14 protein-coding genes and 1 pseudogene are annotated in these 15,572 nt (G+C 68.6%); 4 read left to right on the forward strand and 11 right to left on the reverse strand.

From position 1 onward, the window contains the following. A pseudogene (locus ACWEKR_RS24090) lies at positions 1-320 on the forward strand (esterase family protein); the annotation flags it as partial. A gap of 31 nt (positions 321-351) precedes the next feature. Here the strand turns inward: ACWEKR_RS24090 and ACWEKR_RS24095 are convergent. From ACWEKR_RS24095 to ACWEKR_RS24105, 3 genes are all read right to left on the reverse strand, one after another. Next, entirely contained in the window at positions 352-1,431 is a 1,080-nt protein-coding gene (locus ACWEKR_RS24095; protein WP_452356373.1) for an LLM class flavin-dependent oxidoreductase, read from the reverse strand. Next, a complete protein-coding gene (locus tag ACWEKR_RS24100) occupies positions 1,428-1,763 on the reverse strand; it encodes a DUF1684 domain-containing protein (RefSeq protein WP_452356374.1) in 336 nt (111 codons plus the stop codon). Before ACWEKR_RS24100 ends, ACWEKR_RS24095 begins: the two co-directional genes overlap by 4 nt. A gap of 424 nt (positions 1,764-2,187) precedes the next feature. Next, positions 2,188-2,913: an SDR family NAD(P)-dependent oxidoreductase gene (locus ACWEKR_RS24105; RefSeq protein ID WP_452356375.1), complete on the reverse strand. Its 726-nt coding sequence runs from the start codon at positions 2,911-2,913 to the stop codon at positions 2,188-2,190. A 57-nt stretch (positions 2,914-2,970) separates the two neighbouring features. Between ACWEKR_RS24105 and ACWEKR_RS24110 the strand changes: the two genes are divergently transcribed. Continuing rightward, positions 2,971-3,492 (forward strand): MarR family winged helix-turn-helix transcriptional regulator, encoded by a 522-nt coding sequence (locus ACWEKR_RS24110; protein ID WP_452356376.1) that lies wholly within the window; start codon positions 2,971-2,973, stop codon positions 3,490-3,492. Positions 3,493-3,597: 105 nt separating this feature from the next. Here the strand turns inward: ACWEKR_RS24110 and ACWEKR_RS24115 are convergent, their stop codons facing one another. The 5 genes from ACWEKR_RS24115 to ACWEKR_RS24135 form a co-directional block, all read right to left on the reverse strand. Continuing rightward, on the reverse strand, positions 3,598-4,035 hold the full coding sequence (locus ACWEKR_RS24115) for an anti-sigma factor antagonist (RefSeq protein ID WP_452356377.1): 438 nt from the start codon (positions 4,033-4,035) through the stop codon (positions 3,598-3,600). A 597-nt stretch (positions 4,036-4,632) separates the two neighbouring features. Beyond that, entirely contained in the window at positions 4,633-6,381 is a 1,749-nt protein-coding gene (locus ACWEKR_RS24120; protein WP_452356378.1) for an acyl-CoA dehydrogenase family protein, read from the reverse strand. Between the two features lie 396 nt (positions 6,382-6,777). Then, complete coding sequence (locus ACWEKR_RS24125; protein WP_452356379.1) at positions 6,778-7,221, reverse strand: pyridoxamine 5'-phosphate oxidase; 444 nt, start codon at positions 7,219-7,221, stop codon at positions 6,778-6,780. A gap of 229 nt (positions 7,222-7,450) precedes the next feature. Next, complete coding sequence (locus tag ACWEKR_RS24130; RefSeq protein WP_452356380.1) at positions 7,451-8,698, reverse strand: TIGR03618 family F420-dependent PPOX class oxidoreductase; 1,248 nt, start codon at positions 8,696-8,698, stop codon at positions 7,451-7,453. A gap of 139 nt (positions 8,699-8,837) precedes the next feature. Continuing rightward, a complete protein-coding gene (locus ACWEKR_RS24135) occupies positions 8,838-9,437 on the reverse strand; it encodes an SLATT domain-containing protein (RefSeq protein WP_452356381.1) in 600 nt (199 codons plus the stop codon). 463 nt (positions 9,438-9,900) lie between these two features. Here ACWEKR_RS24135 and ACWEKR_RS24140 point away from each other — a divergent pair, with 463 nt between their 5' ends. After that, the gene (locus ACWEKR_RS24140) at positions 9,901-10,641 is read left to right on the forward strand and encodes a hypothetical protein (RefSeq protein WP_452356382.1); all 741 of its coding nucleotides are present in this window, start codon (positions 9,901-9,903) and stop codon (positions 10,639-10,641) included. 325 nt (positions 10,642-10,966) lie between these two features. Next, positions 10,967-11,926, forward strand: coding sequence for an acyl-ACP desaturase (locus tag ACWEKR_RS24145; RefSeq protein ID WP_452356494.1), 960 nt, complete (start codon positions 10,967-10,969; stop codon positions 11,924-11,926). Between the two features lie 16 nt (positions 11,927-11,942). Here ACWEKR_RS24145 and ACWEKR_RS24150 read toward each other — a convergent pair whose 3' ends face one another. The 3 genes from ACWEKR_RS24150 to ACWEKR_RS24160 form a co-directional block, all read right to left on the reverse strand. Then, entirely contained in the window at positions 11,943-12,839 is an 897-nt protein-coding gene (locus ACWEKR_RS24150; RefSeq protein WP_452356383.1) for a glycosyltransferase family 2 protein, read from the reverse strand. Positions 12,840-12,843: 4 nt separating this feature from the next. Further along, complete coding sequence (locus tag ACWEKR_RS24155) at positions 12,844-13,728, reverse strand: glycosyltransferase family 2 protein (protein ID WP_452356384.1); 885 nt, start codon at positions 13,726-13,728, stop codon at positions 12,844-12,846. Between the two features lie 306 nt (positions 13,729-14,034). Continuing rightward, positions 14,035-15,426 (reverse strand): aldehyde dehydrogenase family protein, encoded by a 1,392-nt coding sequence (locus tag ACWEKR_RS24160; protein ID WP_452356385.1) that lies wholly within the window; start codon positions 15,424-15,426, stop codon positions 14,035-14,037. Positions 15,427-15,572: the final 146 nt, after the last annotated feature.

Here is a 15,572-nt window from a genome sequence, read left to right on the forward strand (position 1 = left end):
ACGACCCCTACCTGCACGCGGACAAGCTGCGGGGTACCGCCATCTACGTCTCCACCGGCACCGGAGCACCCGGACCACACGACACCCTCGACGGCTCCGGGATAGAGCACAGCTCCGGCAAACTGATCGACCAGCTCCTCATCGGCGGCGCGCTGGAGGCATTCGCCGACAGCTGCACCCGTCAACTCCGGGAAAGATTGGACCAGCTCGGAATTCCGGCCACCGTCGACCTGCGCGGCAACGGCACCCACTCCTGGCCCTACTGGCAGGAAGATCTGCACAAGTCGTGGCCCGTGTTCGCCGCGGCACTGGGCACCTGACGCGCAACCGCCTGCGCACGTCCCTTTCGCGTCAGACTCGAGGTGTCGCGGCCACCTCGCCGGTGTCGTGCTCGATGCCTGGGCGACCGGTCACCGGCCGGCGACCCCGTGCGGGCGCGATCAGTTCCACGGTGTCGTACAGGATCTGCTCGTAGTCGGCGCGATGGAATTCGTAGGGCAGCTCCAGTCGTAGTTCCGAGGTCCGCGCGAGCACCGGATCCGCTCGCAGCCGGTCGATGATCTCCGCGGCAGGACCCACCAGATCCGGGGCGAACAGGACACGCCGCTCTCCCTGCGGCGCCGAGGTGCGCTCGTGCCTGCTCGCCGCGTACTGCCGGTACCGCTCGCGAGTCGTGCGGTCGGCGCTGTCGAACGGGACGATCACCCGCCCCACCGCGACACGCGCGGGCCGGGCCGGATCGACCAGCCGACGATAGTCTTCGATCAAACCCAGTTGGGTCGTAGTGAAATCGTCGCTGCGCTCACCGAAGACGATGTTCCCGGTCAGCAGGTTCAGTCCGTTCTCCCCAGCCCAGCGGACGGAGCGGATGCTGCCGCCGCCGTACCACAGCCGGTCGATCAAACCGGGATTGTGTGGCTGCAACCGGGGCCGCTGGGTATTGCCCGGCGAGCGGATCACCGTATCCGCGTCACCGAGGTAGCCGCCCCGCAGATTCTCGATAAGCCGGGAGATCCGTCCGTAGGACAGGTCGTAGGTTCGCCAGTCCCCGTCGAAGACCAAGTCGCCGATCAAGTCGGCATGCGGCGGAATGCCCGCGCTGAAACCGGCCTGCAACCGGCCCCGCGACAGCACATCGGCCAGCGACAGATCCTCGGCCAGCCGGAAGGGGCTCTCGTAGCCGATCGGAATCACGGCAGTGCCCAACTCGATTCGGCTGGTGCGCTGACCGGCGGCGGCCAGGAACACCGCAGCCGACCCGACGCCGTGCTCGAGATGACGCTGCCGGATCCACGCGCCGTCGAAACCCGAACGCTCGCCGTACTCGAACAGTCGCAGCGTGTCCTCGAGTCCCGAGTACGGATCGTCGTCGGGGTAGTTGCCCGGAGTCAGGAACGACAACGTCCCGATCCGCGGTGTCGTGTCGCTCATCGGGTTCGGCGACGCTCGTACGGGAGCTGCTCACCGGCTTCGATCGGCGGCAGCCGGTTCTCCACCGGCGGCGACGGGCAGGGCGCCAGGTCGGTGTGGGCGCAGGGCAAGTTCGCGGCCCGGTTGAAGTTTACGCCGACGCCCCCGGCGCCGGTGGACCAGGAGCCCGGTGCGTCCGGGAATCGCTGCGGCACACCGGTGAGCCAGTGCGGCTCGGTGATGGCCAGGAGTCCGTGCGGATCGGCCCGTCGCGACTCGTGGGTGCGGTGCCAGTCCTCCCAGTCGGCGACGAAGGCGTAGGTCGGAGTTGCCGCGGCGGCCTGCGCTGTCATGTGGTGCTCCTCGTCTGACGCTGGGGTCCTGGCTGGGTTCGGCGCCGTCCCCGGCACCGGCCTCTCGGCCGCGACGCCCTCGCCGGTCCGGTCGGCACGCTCGAGGCGTCGGCGACTGGACTCCGGACGACGACGAACGCAGGAGATATCGGATTCAACCGCAGGCGCCAGGCGACGAACAGGATTGCGATCAGACCGAATACAAGTACTGCGCACCCGCCCGACCCACGGACCGCGGCGATGCGCGCGACGTGACTGCGGAGTGCGCCGGGGCCGACAGAATCGGCTGGTCTGATTCGGGCGAGCCCGGGGATCTCGTCGCTCCGCCTCGATAGTCCGGCAGCCGATCGGGCACCGGGAGCGTCCCCCTTCGAACCGGCGAGCGACGAGTGTCGTTCAGACACGAATCAGCCTGCGGCGGACATCATCTGGTCGTGTGCGCGCCGCCGTTGACATGGATCGTCTGCCCCGTGATGTGGCGGGCGTGCGGCGAAGCCAGGAACTCGATCAATCCGGCGACGTCGTCCGGATCCCCCGGACGTTTGTCATGTGTGGAGTCGATCAACCAAGTACGCCGCAGGTCGCTCAGCTGCCCCTGAAAGAAGTCGGTGTTCTCGATGTAACCGGGCGCGACGGTGTTCACCGTGACGCCCTTCGGCGCCAGCTGCGCCGACAATCCCGCCGACCATGCCGCCAGGGCGGCCTTCGCGGCGCCGTAGGAACCCGCGGCGTATTCGGCGCCGATCGAGCCGACGTTGATCACCGCTCCGCCGGGCCGCAGACGCTCCCGTAGCGCCGAGGTGGTGAGCACCGCGCTCAACAGATTCGTCGACAGGTTCGCCTGCCACTGTGCGGCCAGGTCCGCCAGCGAACCCGTGCCGGCGTCGCCCACGACGAGATCGGTGTTGCCGCCGGCCATGTTCACCAGCACGTCCACTGCGGGCCCCACCGACTCGGCGAAGCGCTCCACCGCCGCGGGATCACCGGCGTCACAGACGATCCCGCGCACTCCCAGTTCACGCGCCGCCTGTGTGACCCGCTCCGGCGAGCGTCCGGTGATCACCACCTCGGCACCGCCTTCGGCGAATCGCTGCGCCACTCGGCGGCCGATTCCCCCGCTGGCGCCGGTGACGACGACGGTCCCACGCATTTCGTCTCCCCTCGTTATATTTAGCGCTAAATGTACCGACGGGAGACACTTGCGGCAATGACGCACGAAACACCGGACGAGATACCGTCGCCCGCCCAGATCGCCGCGGCGTGGCGCCGCGAACTACCCGGCGCGCGGACCGAGTCGATCGAGATCCTCACCCCGCTGTGGCGAGTCGCCAAACTCCTCACCGACGAACGCCAGCGCACTCTGCAGCGCTTGGGCATCGACGAATCCACTCTCGATCTACTCAGCACCCTGCGCCGGTCCGGGCCGCCCTACCAGCTGACCACCCGCCAGATCGCCGCACGCAGCCTGGTCACCGCGGGCGCCATCTCCCAGCGCCTGACCCGTGCCGAGTCGGCAGGCCTGATCACCCGCGAGCCCACCGCGGCCAGCCGGCGCGGCGTGCTGGTCACCCTCACGCCGGAAGGCCACCGCCTCACCGAACGAGTCGTGCCCGCGCTGCTGGAGCACGAGACCTCGCTCACCGATCGGCTGCCCGCGGCCGAACGCGCCGTACTGACCGCGGCCCTGACCACACTCGCGGCCACGCTCCGGCCAGCCGGGCCGGCGTAGGCCGCCCGTCCCCGACTTCGGACGCACTCCTCGCCACCGCACCGCAACCCACCTCGGCGCGTCAGGGGAATCAGCCATCACTCCCGTCGGCATGACCGCGCGACGCTATCCCGCCTTGCTTTGCTGGAGCTGCCCGCCCGGGACGGCGCCGGCCAGCGCGTCGGGCACGGACGAGTAGATGGGTAGCAGGGCGTCGAGATCGAGCAGGTCGATGACGCGCGCCACGATCAACCGGCCGCCGACCACACACAGTCGGACACCCCGGCGCCGACAGGCCTCGGATTCCTCGGCCAAGGCCAGCATGGAACGACAGGCCATGAAGCTCAGGCCGCTGGCGTCGACCACGACCGGCCCCGGCGCCGTGGTGGCCGTCGCGGCTTCCCGTAGCACTCTGCGCCACATCGGCAGGGTGTAGGCGTCGACTTCGCCGTGAGCGTGGACGATGGCCGCGTCACCGCGCCGTTCGACGGTCGCGCGCAATCCGAAGAAAACGTCTTCCGGAGGCTGAAGAAGGCCGCTGAGATCGTGCGATGCTGTGCTCATATGGGCACTCGATTCGTTTCGCGCCTGAGGCGCTCAGTCGGGCCCACCCTGCATCTTCAAGACAGACCTGTCCTTCCTTACTAACAGAGACAGACCTGCCTGTACAGCGAACCGGCGGTCGCCGTGTCCGGCGCCGCCTCCGATGGCGCCCACTCGACCTGCACGAAAGCGGGCCGCGCCTGCTCGAACGCTGCGACGCACCCCACTATATCGATAGAGTAAGAGATAAATCACCAATTTCTATCAGTAGTTCGCTATGCGCCCTCGCCTCGACTACCGACGTAACTCGACATCCAGGCATAGCTCGCCGCACTGGTCTCGCTGATCGCCGCCGTGAACGCCTTCAACCGCATCAACACCGTGATGCGACAGCCCGCCGCGCAGCGGCCGCACCCGCGCCCCGAACGGCCTGCGCGAGAGTAATTTTCAGGCCGCTCGAGTGGGCGCGGCGGTCTTCGGAGCATGTGCCGCGGGATCAGCGGTCCGTGCCAGATACAAGGGCCCGGACCGTCGCGTTTCCCGGCACGCCTGCTCGCCGCCGATGGCCCGGCGCATGGCCGAGCCGTTGCCGGTGCGGCCAGCGATCCGGTGGTGTGGCTACGGATTCATCCGGAATGTGCCCGCGTAGCTCATCACCTCGTCGTGCAGACGCGCGATTCGTTGCTCGTCGACGGCCGGTTTGCGCAGGACGTTCATCGCCCAGTCCTGCTGTGCCGGTGTGGAGGACGTCTTCGAGAACAAGGTGAGCGCGTACGCCGAGAAATCGCGCACGAAGACTTCGAAAATGGCATCCAGCAAATCTTCAGAAGTCCCGACGAGTGCGGCCTGCTCCAGAATGAGCTGGCCGTAGGGCAGCAGCGTGAACAATTCTCCCACTGCCAGCTGGTAGTCCACATCTTCCAGCTGAGCAGGCGTCGGCGCAGCCTCGACCGGGAACTGGGTGAATCGTTCCGCCTGCTCGATGAACAGGGCCACATTCGGCAGATGGCGGTAGGGCGTGTAGGCAGGCCGCCAGTCCGCGAATCGCACCTTGCCCAACCCGGCAGCGCTCGGCTGCCGGAACAGCGCCTCGTCGTCACCGGCATCCCGCCGCACCGGCACCGGAGGCAGCTCCGCCGGATCGAACAGGAAGTTCGGCATGAATTTCAGCGTGAGCGCCATATTGACATGCGCGGTGCCCTCCAGTCGTGGCATGGAATCGATGGTGCCGCGCGCCGTGGAGAAGTAGGAGTCCTTCTCGAAACCCCTGGCGGAGATGACATCGGACAGTTCCCGGAACACCCGCTCGGCCTCGCGGGTGACTTTCATCTTGCCAATGGAATTGAACATCACGAAGCGGCGGTCCTCCGGCATGGAGCAGCGCATATAGTCGATCGCCCGTTCGTGGTAGAGCCGCATGGCGTTCATGCGCACGTAGCTGTCGTCGAGGATCTGCCGGACCTGCCCGAAATCGGTGACCGGATGCCCGAACAGGATCTTGGTACTGGCGTGGTTGATCGTCTCGTAGAAACAGTGCTCCACGATCCCCAGCGCGACCGTGCCGATATTGAACTTGCCGCAGTTGACCGCGGCGAGTGCGGAATCGAACGCTTTGCGGCCTACGTGCAGCACGTCGTCCGCGGCGACGGGATAGTCCACCAGATCGTAGGCCGAGACGAAATTCTGACCGTGGATGACGTTCTCGACCAGCCGGTAATTGGGGTGCTGGCTATCGGCGATGAACCAGACGTATGCGTCGGCGCCGTCCACGTCCGTCCGCCGCCCGATGGTGGGCACGATCCTGGCCACGTTGCCGTTGCCGATGTAGTACTTGCTGCCGGTCGCGGTGAAACCGCCCGCTCCATCGGGGGTGAGCAGCATGTCGGTGGCGTAGATGTCGGCGCCGTGGTCCTTCTCCGACAGTCCGAACCCGATGATGCCGCCACGGTCGAGCTCCTCGGCGGCCCGAAGGTGCGCTTTTTCGTTGGCGCTCTGCCAGATGGTGGCGAGCCCGAGCGTCGAAACACCCCACGCGTACCAGTACTGCGATCCGTAGAAACCGGTGATCTCGTTGAACCGGGAAATGACCGCGGTGTCCCAGCGCTTGTCCGGGTCTCCGCCCGCATGCGCTCGCGGTGTCGCCATGTGGGCGATGATCCGGCTCTCGGCGAGGAATTCCATCCAGTCCTCGTACCACTCCCCCCGGTGCGCATCACCGGTGAGCGCCTGCTTGCCCTTCTTCTCGAAGAAGTCGACCACCGACCGTAACCGCGCCCTCGTGGCGGGGTCGAACTCCTCGAACGTGTCGGTCTTCGGGTTGAACAGGGCCATGGCGATGCCGCCTTTCGAAGTGATGGCAGGTGCCATCACACTAAGTCTGAGGGCACCTGCCGTCAATCTTCGAATGCACTCTGAGCCGGGGCTCCTCGAAGGACCGATGCCTCTCGCTCATTGGGCTCGCCGCGCGGTGGGAGCGGTTATGGCACAAGGGGTACGGACTTCGTCCACTGCCCTTGCCGGATCTCGTCACCCCGGTGCCGTCCGCATCCGGCGCGGACCCCGGCCTCGCCCGCGCACTGGTATCGAGCCGGCGGGGCGGACCCGAGACCGCGCAGTTCGACGACACCGACACCGCCCGAGCGCCGACCGGTTCCGCGATCGGTTGCCCGCCGATGACCGTCGAACTTCTCGACCATCTCACGACACCGGATTCCTTCCACCCCGCGCACCAGCTGAGCGGGTGCGGAAGTTCCGCGACGTTTCTCAGCTGTTGCCGTAGACCCGCTCCGGCAGGATCAAGACCACCGCCCTGCGCTCGGCAGCCACCACCCTGTCGTACTCGTCCCAGTCCTCGTGCACGCCACCGGCCGCGGTGAACACTTCACGCAGCAACAGCCGCAACCGCTCCGGGTCGACGCCCGCCGCCGGGTCGTCCGGACCGGCGATCCACACCGGCCCCTCGGCGGCGCACCATTGCCAACCGACGCGAGACACGATCGTCGCATGCGGCCGGGCACGTAGGTTGTCCAATTTTCGCGCACCGCCGCGCACCACCATGCCGACCACATCGGCACCGGTCTCCGGGTGCCGCAACACGCCCGCGTTGACCAGTGACGACTGAATGGTGTGGTCGGCTCGAAGGGTGGAGACGACGCAGAGCCCGTGATCACCGGCGATCAGCTGGGCGAAGTCCGCGAGTTCGGTCACTCCGAAAGTCTACGCATGCACGTCGGCCGGGCGGCCGCGAACGACGGCCGGGATCGAGCCGCGGTACCGCGCTCCGGTGCGAGGGCGGGAAGTGGCTTTCGATGCCGGCGGGGCGCAACGCCGATGACCGTTGCGCCGCGACCACCCTTCGCGCCGACGCGACGCGCCGATTCCCTCGCGACAGCTCGGCCACAACGGAATTCGAGGACCGCACCGGACGCGGCAGCGCTCAAAGTCGGCCGACCACTCGGTCTGGAGTCACCCGGACGACGAGCATCGGGGTGTCTCCGTACCTGGCCGCGGCTTCCGGGTTGTGCTCGAGGTACGTCATGCCGGTGTACTTGCGCGCCAGACGATCCCGCAATTCGAGGCCGCCTTCGGCGGACAGGGTGGCGGTGCCGTGGATCGCGGCGTAGGTGTAAGGCCGTTCGGGTGGGTTGACCAGCACGCTCACCCGGGCGTCGCGGCGCAGGTTGCGTTCTTTGCGACTGCCCGCCCCTACCGCGAAGAGCACGTCGTCGCCGTCGCGCAGGATCCACACCACCGATTGGTGCGGACTGCCGTCGGGCTGAATCGTGCCCACCACACCGAAGACGGGCGCGTCGAGGACCTGACGCAACCCGGCCGGGGACACGCCCGAGGCCGCCGATTGCAGCCGACCGAGTAGTTTCGTCGTCTCGCTGTAGAGCCGCGCGGCCGCCGCGGCGTCGAATGCCGGTCCGTGCACGTCCAAGGGCCTGCCTTGCGCCAGGGCGGTCAGCGGCTCGGCCGGCGGATCGTCCAGGACGTCGAGGATGGGGCGGATGGCCTCACCGATCGGGCGCGCGGTGCGCCGCAGCGCTTCGATCCGGGCCGCCGTCTCGGCGTCGTAGTCGCCGGACAGGGCGGTGTCGACCACCCCCGGGTGCACCAGGACGTATCGCACCCGTGCCGACACGGGCCTGCGCGCGAACTCGATGCCGAGTAGATCGTTGAGCCGGCCGCCTTGGGCGAGGGCGTGCATCCCGTGGTAGTCGCGCTCGTGTTGCAGATCGTCCCAGCGGATTTCGCCGCTGCCGCTGCCCGGGCCTGCGACATTCACGACGACCGGACGCTCGGCGGCGTTCAACAGGTCGGCCAGTTCGTAGCCGAGCACGAATCGGCTCAGGTAGAACAGCGCGAAGGTGTACTCGAAGCCTTCGTCGGTCACCAGCCGATCGGACCGGTAGTGCCGGGCGCACAGCAGCAGGGCATCCACCGTGGCGAACCGGGCCCGGACGGCGTCGATCGCCCGGCGAGTCGCCCGGATCGAACTGAGATCCGCCGCCACGAAATGCGCGCGGTCGACCGCGCCGATCGCCTCCGCGGCGGCGAGAAAGCCTCTGCCCTTCGCCGCGTCTCGTCCGATCACCACGACGGAGTCGCCTTCGGCCAGCCGCTCCAGCGCGACAGCCCGGCCGATGCCATCGGTTCCACCCGCGACCACAACATGCTTCATGCCCCGAATTTAACCTGCCAGTTCATTCTTGTCATCTGACTGGTTCAATTACCACGTGGTCGCCGATTCCGCTCACCACCGCCCACATCGCGTTGCCGATGCTTGCCTCCCGGCCGTCCGGACGGGAGGCTTCCCGCTGCTACCTGCGATCGAACCTGGTTATCCGCGCGGTGACCGAGGGCTGCGCTTGGCCTGCCCAGCTATCGGTTTCGTGCGCGATCACCTCGTTGACCCGATAGGAGAAATCTCGCAGCAACCCCATCCGACGGTCGATCTCCCCGTTCGAGTTGGCCGGACCACGAGACACCGAGGCCCACTCCAACTGGAAATCACACAGCATCGCGTTGACCGACTGCGCGCTGCGGAGATCGCGGATCCATGCGGTGGAGACGCCGAAGAACCGGTCGAACGCGGCGGTTCCGGCGGCGCAGGCGAGCAGCACGAATCCCCAACTGGGATCGATGGCGTCGACCCCGGCGGTGGTCAGCAGCGGCACCAGTATTCCGAGTAAGCCGAGAACGAGCGTGGCCCCGGTGAGGGCTAGGCTGATTCGCCGCTTCGTTAGGCCGTCGCGCGAATACCATTCGCGCGCGTCGATGGCGTAGGCCTCGACACGTTGGAACAGCCGGGCAAGGGTCTCATCGGAACTCGACCAGTCGGCGGTGCGGAGGTCCAGCGAAGGCGGCACTCCGAGGTCCTGCGAGCGATCCCCGCCGAAGGGCGATCGGTGCTCTGTCACGGCGGTACTGTATCTCCCCGACGTCTCCGGAATCATCTTTCGGCCGGTGCGCGGGTGAGCAAGCGGCACTGCAGACTTCGCAAAGCGGCCACTTCGACCCCGACCGCTGCGAGACGGGCGCTGCGCAGTGCCGCAACGAGATTCGCAACCGCCACCGATCGCTGCGATCTCGACCGTCTCCCTCATCGCTGGGTGGGGTCGATCGAAGCGGCGTGAGCAGGGCGGCGGATGCGGCGGCCGCATCGCAAGGCGCTGTCGACGGGCATCGCGCCGGCCCGATACCAGCCGCGGCCTGGCCGCGCCGGAGTCACGATCGTGCTGATCGCAATCATTCTCCGGCGGCTCCTCGGCTTCTAGTGTCCGGCTGTAGCCTCCTGCCGCGCCGCCCCTAGGACGACCGCGGTCCGGAGACCGCCATGTCCGTCTCGGTCCTCGACACCGGACCCCTGCGATTCGGAGCGACGTGCAGCCAACCCCGTGGTCAACGAAGGGCACTCGGCCCGAGCCGGTTCCGGCTACGGCGCGGCGGCTCGCCGGAATCCGCGACCATTTGTCGGCGCTCGACGGCCACTGGGGTTACCTTGGCGCGCTGGTGGGCAGCATCGTCACGCTGTTGCTGCTGTTCCAGCCGTGGTTGAACGCCGTGGGCGCCGATGGCAGAGCCCGTGCCAATGCCTTCGGCCGGATCACCGCGACCACTTCTTTCCTGAACGCCTGGTCGTCATCACCGCCGCCCACCGCGCGGATCAGCGGCGCCATGGCGATACTCGCCGCAGGCGCGATCGTCATCACCGTCTGCGTGGTGGCGGCGAATCTCCGTTACCGCACCGAGGTGCTGGCGCGTGCCGTGACGGTGTCCGCGGTGGTCACCGCGGCGCTTGTGGTCCTCACCGTGCTCTACGTCAACAGCAAAGCCCCCGAGCTGCGCGGCATGCTCGGACGGTCGTCGGATCTGGGTGGTCAAATCGGCATGGTGACCAGCTGGGCCTTCGGCAACGGCAGCCTCCTCGCACCGGGGGTCCGGCAGGTCTCCTACAACACCGCCGGCCTCACCCATTGGGCGCTCCTCGCGGGTGTCGTTTCGCTGGGTTCGGCTGTTGCCGCCGTCGCCCAATGGACGTATAGCCGCACGTTGTCATCTCGCCGCCTGCCGCCGCGCCGCACCGGGACCGTAGCGAGAGAACCGGTCCGCCGAGCCGAGTGAACAAACCGGCACATCCCCCAGCGCCCCGCTGACTCCTTCGTCTCGTCCGGATGACCGGCCGAGTTCCGCGCGAACATCGCCCCACGCGCCTGCACGGGCAGCACGCCGATCGGCTGGAGCTACCCGCAGACACCATCACCACCGAGTGACTCGGCGATGCTGAAAGTACTCGGCGCGGCGGACCTTCGGCCCTACGGCCGGGGCAGGCGCCGCGGGCACTGTCTTGCGAGGTGAGCCGGTGGGCGCGGGCAGTGGAGGATGGTGCCCGCCGCCACCGTTCACTCTCCGTTCCGAACCTGTGCGAAAGAGAAAGGCGGGCACGACGTTGGCGCGTGATCTGACCCAGCTGGAGGTCCTCACCGAACTCGAACCCTGTGCCGAGACCGCGTTGAACCGGCACCTGTCCATGGTCAAGGAATGGCATCCGCACGACTACGTGCCGTGGGACGAGGGGCGCAACTTCGCGGCGCTCGGCGGGATCGATTGGGAGCCGGAGCAATCGCGGCTGTCCGAGGTGGCGAAGGCCGCGCTGATCACGAACCTGCTCACCGAGGACAATCTCCCGTCCTATCATCGCGAGATCAGTGCGAACTTCTCCCGGGACGGCGCCTGGGGGTCGTGGGTGGGACGGTGGACCGCCGAGGAAGCCCGCCACAGCATCGTTCTGCGCGACTATCTCGTCGTCACGCGTGGCGTCGACCCGGTCGCTCTGGAGAACGACCGGGTGGTGCACATGTCCCACGGTTTCGTCCCGCCGATGGAGCAGGCGGACGCGGCAGGCGACGGCGGGTTCCTGTACTCGGTGGCGTACGTCTCCTTTCAGGAACTCGCCACCCGCATCAGCCATCGCAACACCGCCGCCGTCTGCGACGATCCGATCGCCGACCGCATGCTGCAACGCATCGCCGCCGACGAGAACCTGCACATGATCTTCTACCGCACCATGTGCGGCGCCGCCCTGGATCTGGTGCCGGATCAGGCGATCGAAGCGATCGACCTCATCGTGCGCAACTTCCGGATGCCCGGTACCGGCATGCCCAACTTCCGGCGCAACGGCGTGCTCATGGCCAAGCACGGCATCTACGACCTGCGCCAGCACCTGGAGGAAGTGCTGCAACCGGTCATCCGGCAATGGAACATATTCGGTCGCGACGACTTCGGCCCTCGGGGCGAGCGAGCCCGGGAACGGCTCTCCGCCTTTCTGGACGACCTGGAACGGGTGCGGATTCCGCGGTTCGAGGAGCAACGCGACCGCGCTCTGGCCCGGGAGTCACGCCGGGCCTGATCGGCGAAACGCCTTGTCAGCCCACATAACGACGTGCGGTGGAACGACGCTGCGAGTCTTCCAACAGCACGAGACCCGCTTCCACCTGCGGCGGCAGGACTTTCCGTTCCCGCAGGACCCAAGGCATGCCGCGCAGCGTCTCGACGACGGCCGCCGCGGTCGTCCGATCCGCCGGGGCCGATCGGAGCACGGCGGCGGTCCGCCGGGCGGCGCTGCGGGCCGGGCGGCGCAACCACAGCGTCCACAACGTGTTGCGGATACCGAGCCTGCGGCGATGGGTAGCGTCACGCGAGGTCGACGGCTCGTGATGGATCAGCATGTCCTCGATCCAGCACATCCACCAGCCGTGTGCCGCGAGATCGAGCGCGAGCAACTCCTCCTCGCCGCCGAACCATAGACGCCGGGAGAACCCGCCGACTTCCCGGAAGGCGCTGACCCGGAACGCGGACAGGGCCGCCATCACGCCGAGCAGGGCAGGGCCTGGCAGCCAGTCGGGCCCGGAAACCGGCGAATACCGCAGTTCCGGCGTGATGGGGTCCTCGCGTAGATCGGGGGCGACCAGGCATCGTCCGGTCACGGAGCCGAGGCCGGGGTACCGGTCGAGCAGATCGGCGGCGCGGGTCAGCGCACCCGGCTGCCACCGCGTGTCGTCGTCGCAGAACGCCACATACGGCGTGGTCGTCCGCTCCACCGCGATGTTGCGGGCCACCGCGCCCAGATTGTCCGCCGAGCGGATCAGCTCGACGGCGGGGAACGCCGCGGCGACCGCGTCGGCCGTACCGTCGGTGGATCCGTTGTCGACGAGGATGATCGGCGCCGCGTCGGCGAGCGCGGTCATGTGCGCCAAGGTTTCCAGCAGCTGTTCGCGCCGGTTGCGGGTGATGATGACGACCGTCATCCGATCGGTACCCATCCGGTCACTTCCTTTCATGGGCGAGTTCCAGGATCCTGGCCCGGCGCTCGATCTCCGGTGGCAACCTGCGCCGCTGCGCCAACGCCTTGGGCAGGCGGCGCAGCAGCCCCGCGACCGCCAGTAAAGTCCCGGGGTCGCGTATCGCGCGGCCGACCAGGCCTGCGGACTCGGCCGCGCAGCGCCGCAACGGCCGTCGCATCCAGACGATCAGCGCGTTGTTGCGCTGTTCGGCCCGCCTGCGCCACGCCCGAGAGGGTCGACGCGCGGAGGGATGGTGATGGGCCCGTACTGCCGGCACGTAGCAGAGATCCCAGCCACACGCCGCCATGTCGAGCGAAAGCAACCGTTCTTCGGCGCCGAAATGCAGCAGCGGACTGAACCCGGCGGCCTGCAGGTACGCCTCCTTCCGCACGATCGCCGCGCAAGCCAGGAAGCCGAGAACCGCAGGCCCCGGCAGGCCGGGCGGGTGGCCGAGCGGGCTGGTGGCCATCAGCTCGTTGACGGGATCGTCACGGTGGTCCGCGCCGACGAGCGTGCGCCCCGCCAGCAGGCCCAGCCGGGGGCAGGCGTCCAGCACCCGCTCGGCTTCGGGAAGCGCGTCACCGGCCCACCACGAGTCGTCGTCGCTGAAGGCGATGTACGGCGTGCGGGAGAGCGCGACGCCGAGGTTGCGCGCGGCCGCGCCGAGATTGCGCGACAGCGCGACGACCCGCACGTCGGGGAATGCTCGCGCCCGCGCCACGGTGTCGTCGGTGGAAGCGTTGTCCAGCACCACGATCTCGGGGCGCGGGCGCAGAGTGTGCAACTCGGTCAGGGTGCGGACCAATTCGGGGGCCCGGTTACGGGTGGCGATGACGACAGTCGTCTTCGCCCCGTTCTGCCCGCTCACGCCGACCGCCCCGCGAGCAACTCCGGCCTCTCGGCGGTGGCCGCGGGCAACGCACTCCGCCGGGCAGCCGGCGAGCGCGCAACGACCGGACGAACCCCACGCCGGGTCACGTGGCGCCCAGCGGATGCCAGAGCCGCGTTCGGCTCATCCTCGACACGTCCGCGGCCGCCGCTTCCCCGTGCGCGAAGCCGGGCCATCCGGTGACAAGTACCCGCATGTGCGGGCGCATACCCGGGCGCAGCTGGGATCAATCAAGCCGGGCCGGGGAGTTCGCGCTCGCGATTCGGCCGGAGCGCATGCGTGGTGCTAGCTGGGCGCCGGGCGCAGGTGCACGACCTTCGTCTGGGTCATCTCGTCCAGCAACTCCGGCCCGTAACCGAAGCCGGACCCGCTGGCCCGGCGCGGGTGCGCCGCTCCGCCGGGCGCGCCGCCGAACACCGCGTTGATCTTCACCGTGCCGACGGGCAGTTCCCGCCAAGCGCGCTGGGCGTGAGCCATCGACGGGGTGAGCACGGTCGCCGCGAGCCCGTAGTCGTCGGTCGCGGCCTCCGCGATGCCTCGGTCGAACGAATCCACCACCCGCACCGGCGCGACCGGACCGAAGGTCTCTTCCCGCATGATCCGCATGGCCGGATCGCACTGTGCCAGCACGGTGGCCGGGTAGTGCGCGCCGGCGCCGTCCGGCACCACCCCGCCCGTCAGCAGTTCGGCCCCGTGGTCCACGGCATCGCGCACGTGGGCGTGCACCTGCTCGCGGTGGCGCCGGTCGACCAACGGCGCCACCTTCCTGGACTCGGCTTCGGCCACCAGCGCGGCCAGGAAGGGCTCGGCGACTTCCCGATGCGCGAAGATCCGTTCGACGGACACGCAGATCTGACCGGCGTTCGCGAACGCGCCGAGCGCGGCTTGACCGGCGGCCCAGACGGGATCCACACCGGCGTCGACGATCAGCGCGTCGTTGCCGCCGTTCTCCAGCAGCGCCTTGGCGCCCGTGGCCGCGGCGCTGCGGGCGATCGACCGCCCGGTGGCGGTACTGCCGACATGCGCGACGACGTCCACGTCGGGCCGTGCGGCGAGCAGCGCGCCGACCCTGCCATCGCCCTGTACCGTCTGCAGCACCCCCTCCGGGAGGCCACGGGCGAGCAGATCGCCGAGCAGAGCGCCGGTGTGCGGTGCGCGCTCGCTCGGCGAGTACACGACCGTGTTTCCGGTGACCAGCCCCGCGCCGAGCAGACCGCAGGACACGGCCACGGGATCGTTCCACGGCGTCAGCGCTACGACGACGCCGCGAGGTTCCCACACCATGAGGTCGGTCGCGTCGAAACCGCCCTGCAAGCTTCGTCCCCGGTGCAGCGGGCCGAGTTCGGCGTATTGCGCCAAGGTCGCGGCGCCGGCCAGCACTCCTTCCCTGCTCTCGGACTGCGGACGTCCGGTTTCGGCATGGTTGAGTTCGGCGAGTTCATCGGCCCGCTCACGCAGCAGGGCGGCCCCGGCACGGAGCGCGGCGGCCCGCTCGGCCGCCGGTGTCCGCGCCCACCCCGGCTGAACCCGGTTGGCCGCCTCCATCTTCTGATCGATTTCGGCGGAATCGGCCATGGGAACCGTGCCGACGGCGGCACCGGTGGCGGGATCGAAGATCTCGATCGTTTCGGAAGCCCGGCGCCCGGTGACGGACGGGACAGCGTTCGGTGCGCTCATACCGCGGCCATTGCCGCGCGCTCCCGGTTCAAACCCGCCGGGCCGCAGCCGGATCGGTGCCGCCGCCCAGCAGCGCCGGGACGTTCGCCGCCTCCGGCCGCACCGCCGCCGGGCACGTGACCAGGTTTGATCCGGAAATAATAGGC

The sequence above is a fragment of the Nocardia sp. NPDC004573 genome (genome assembly GCF_053602135.1).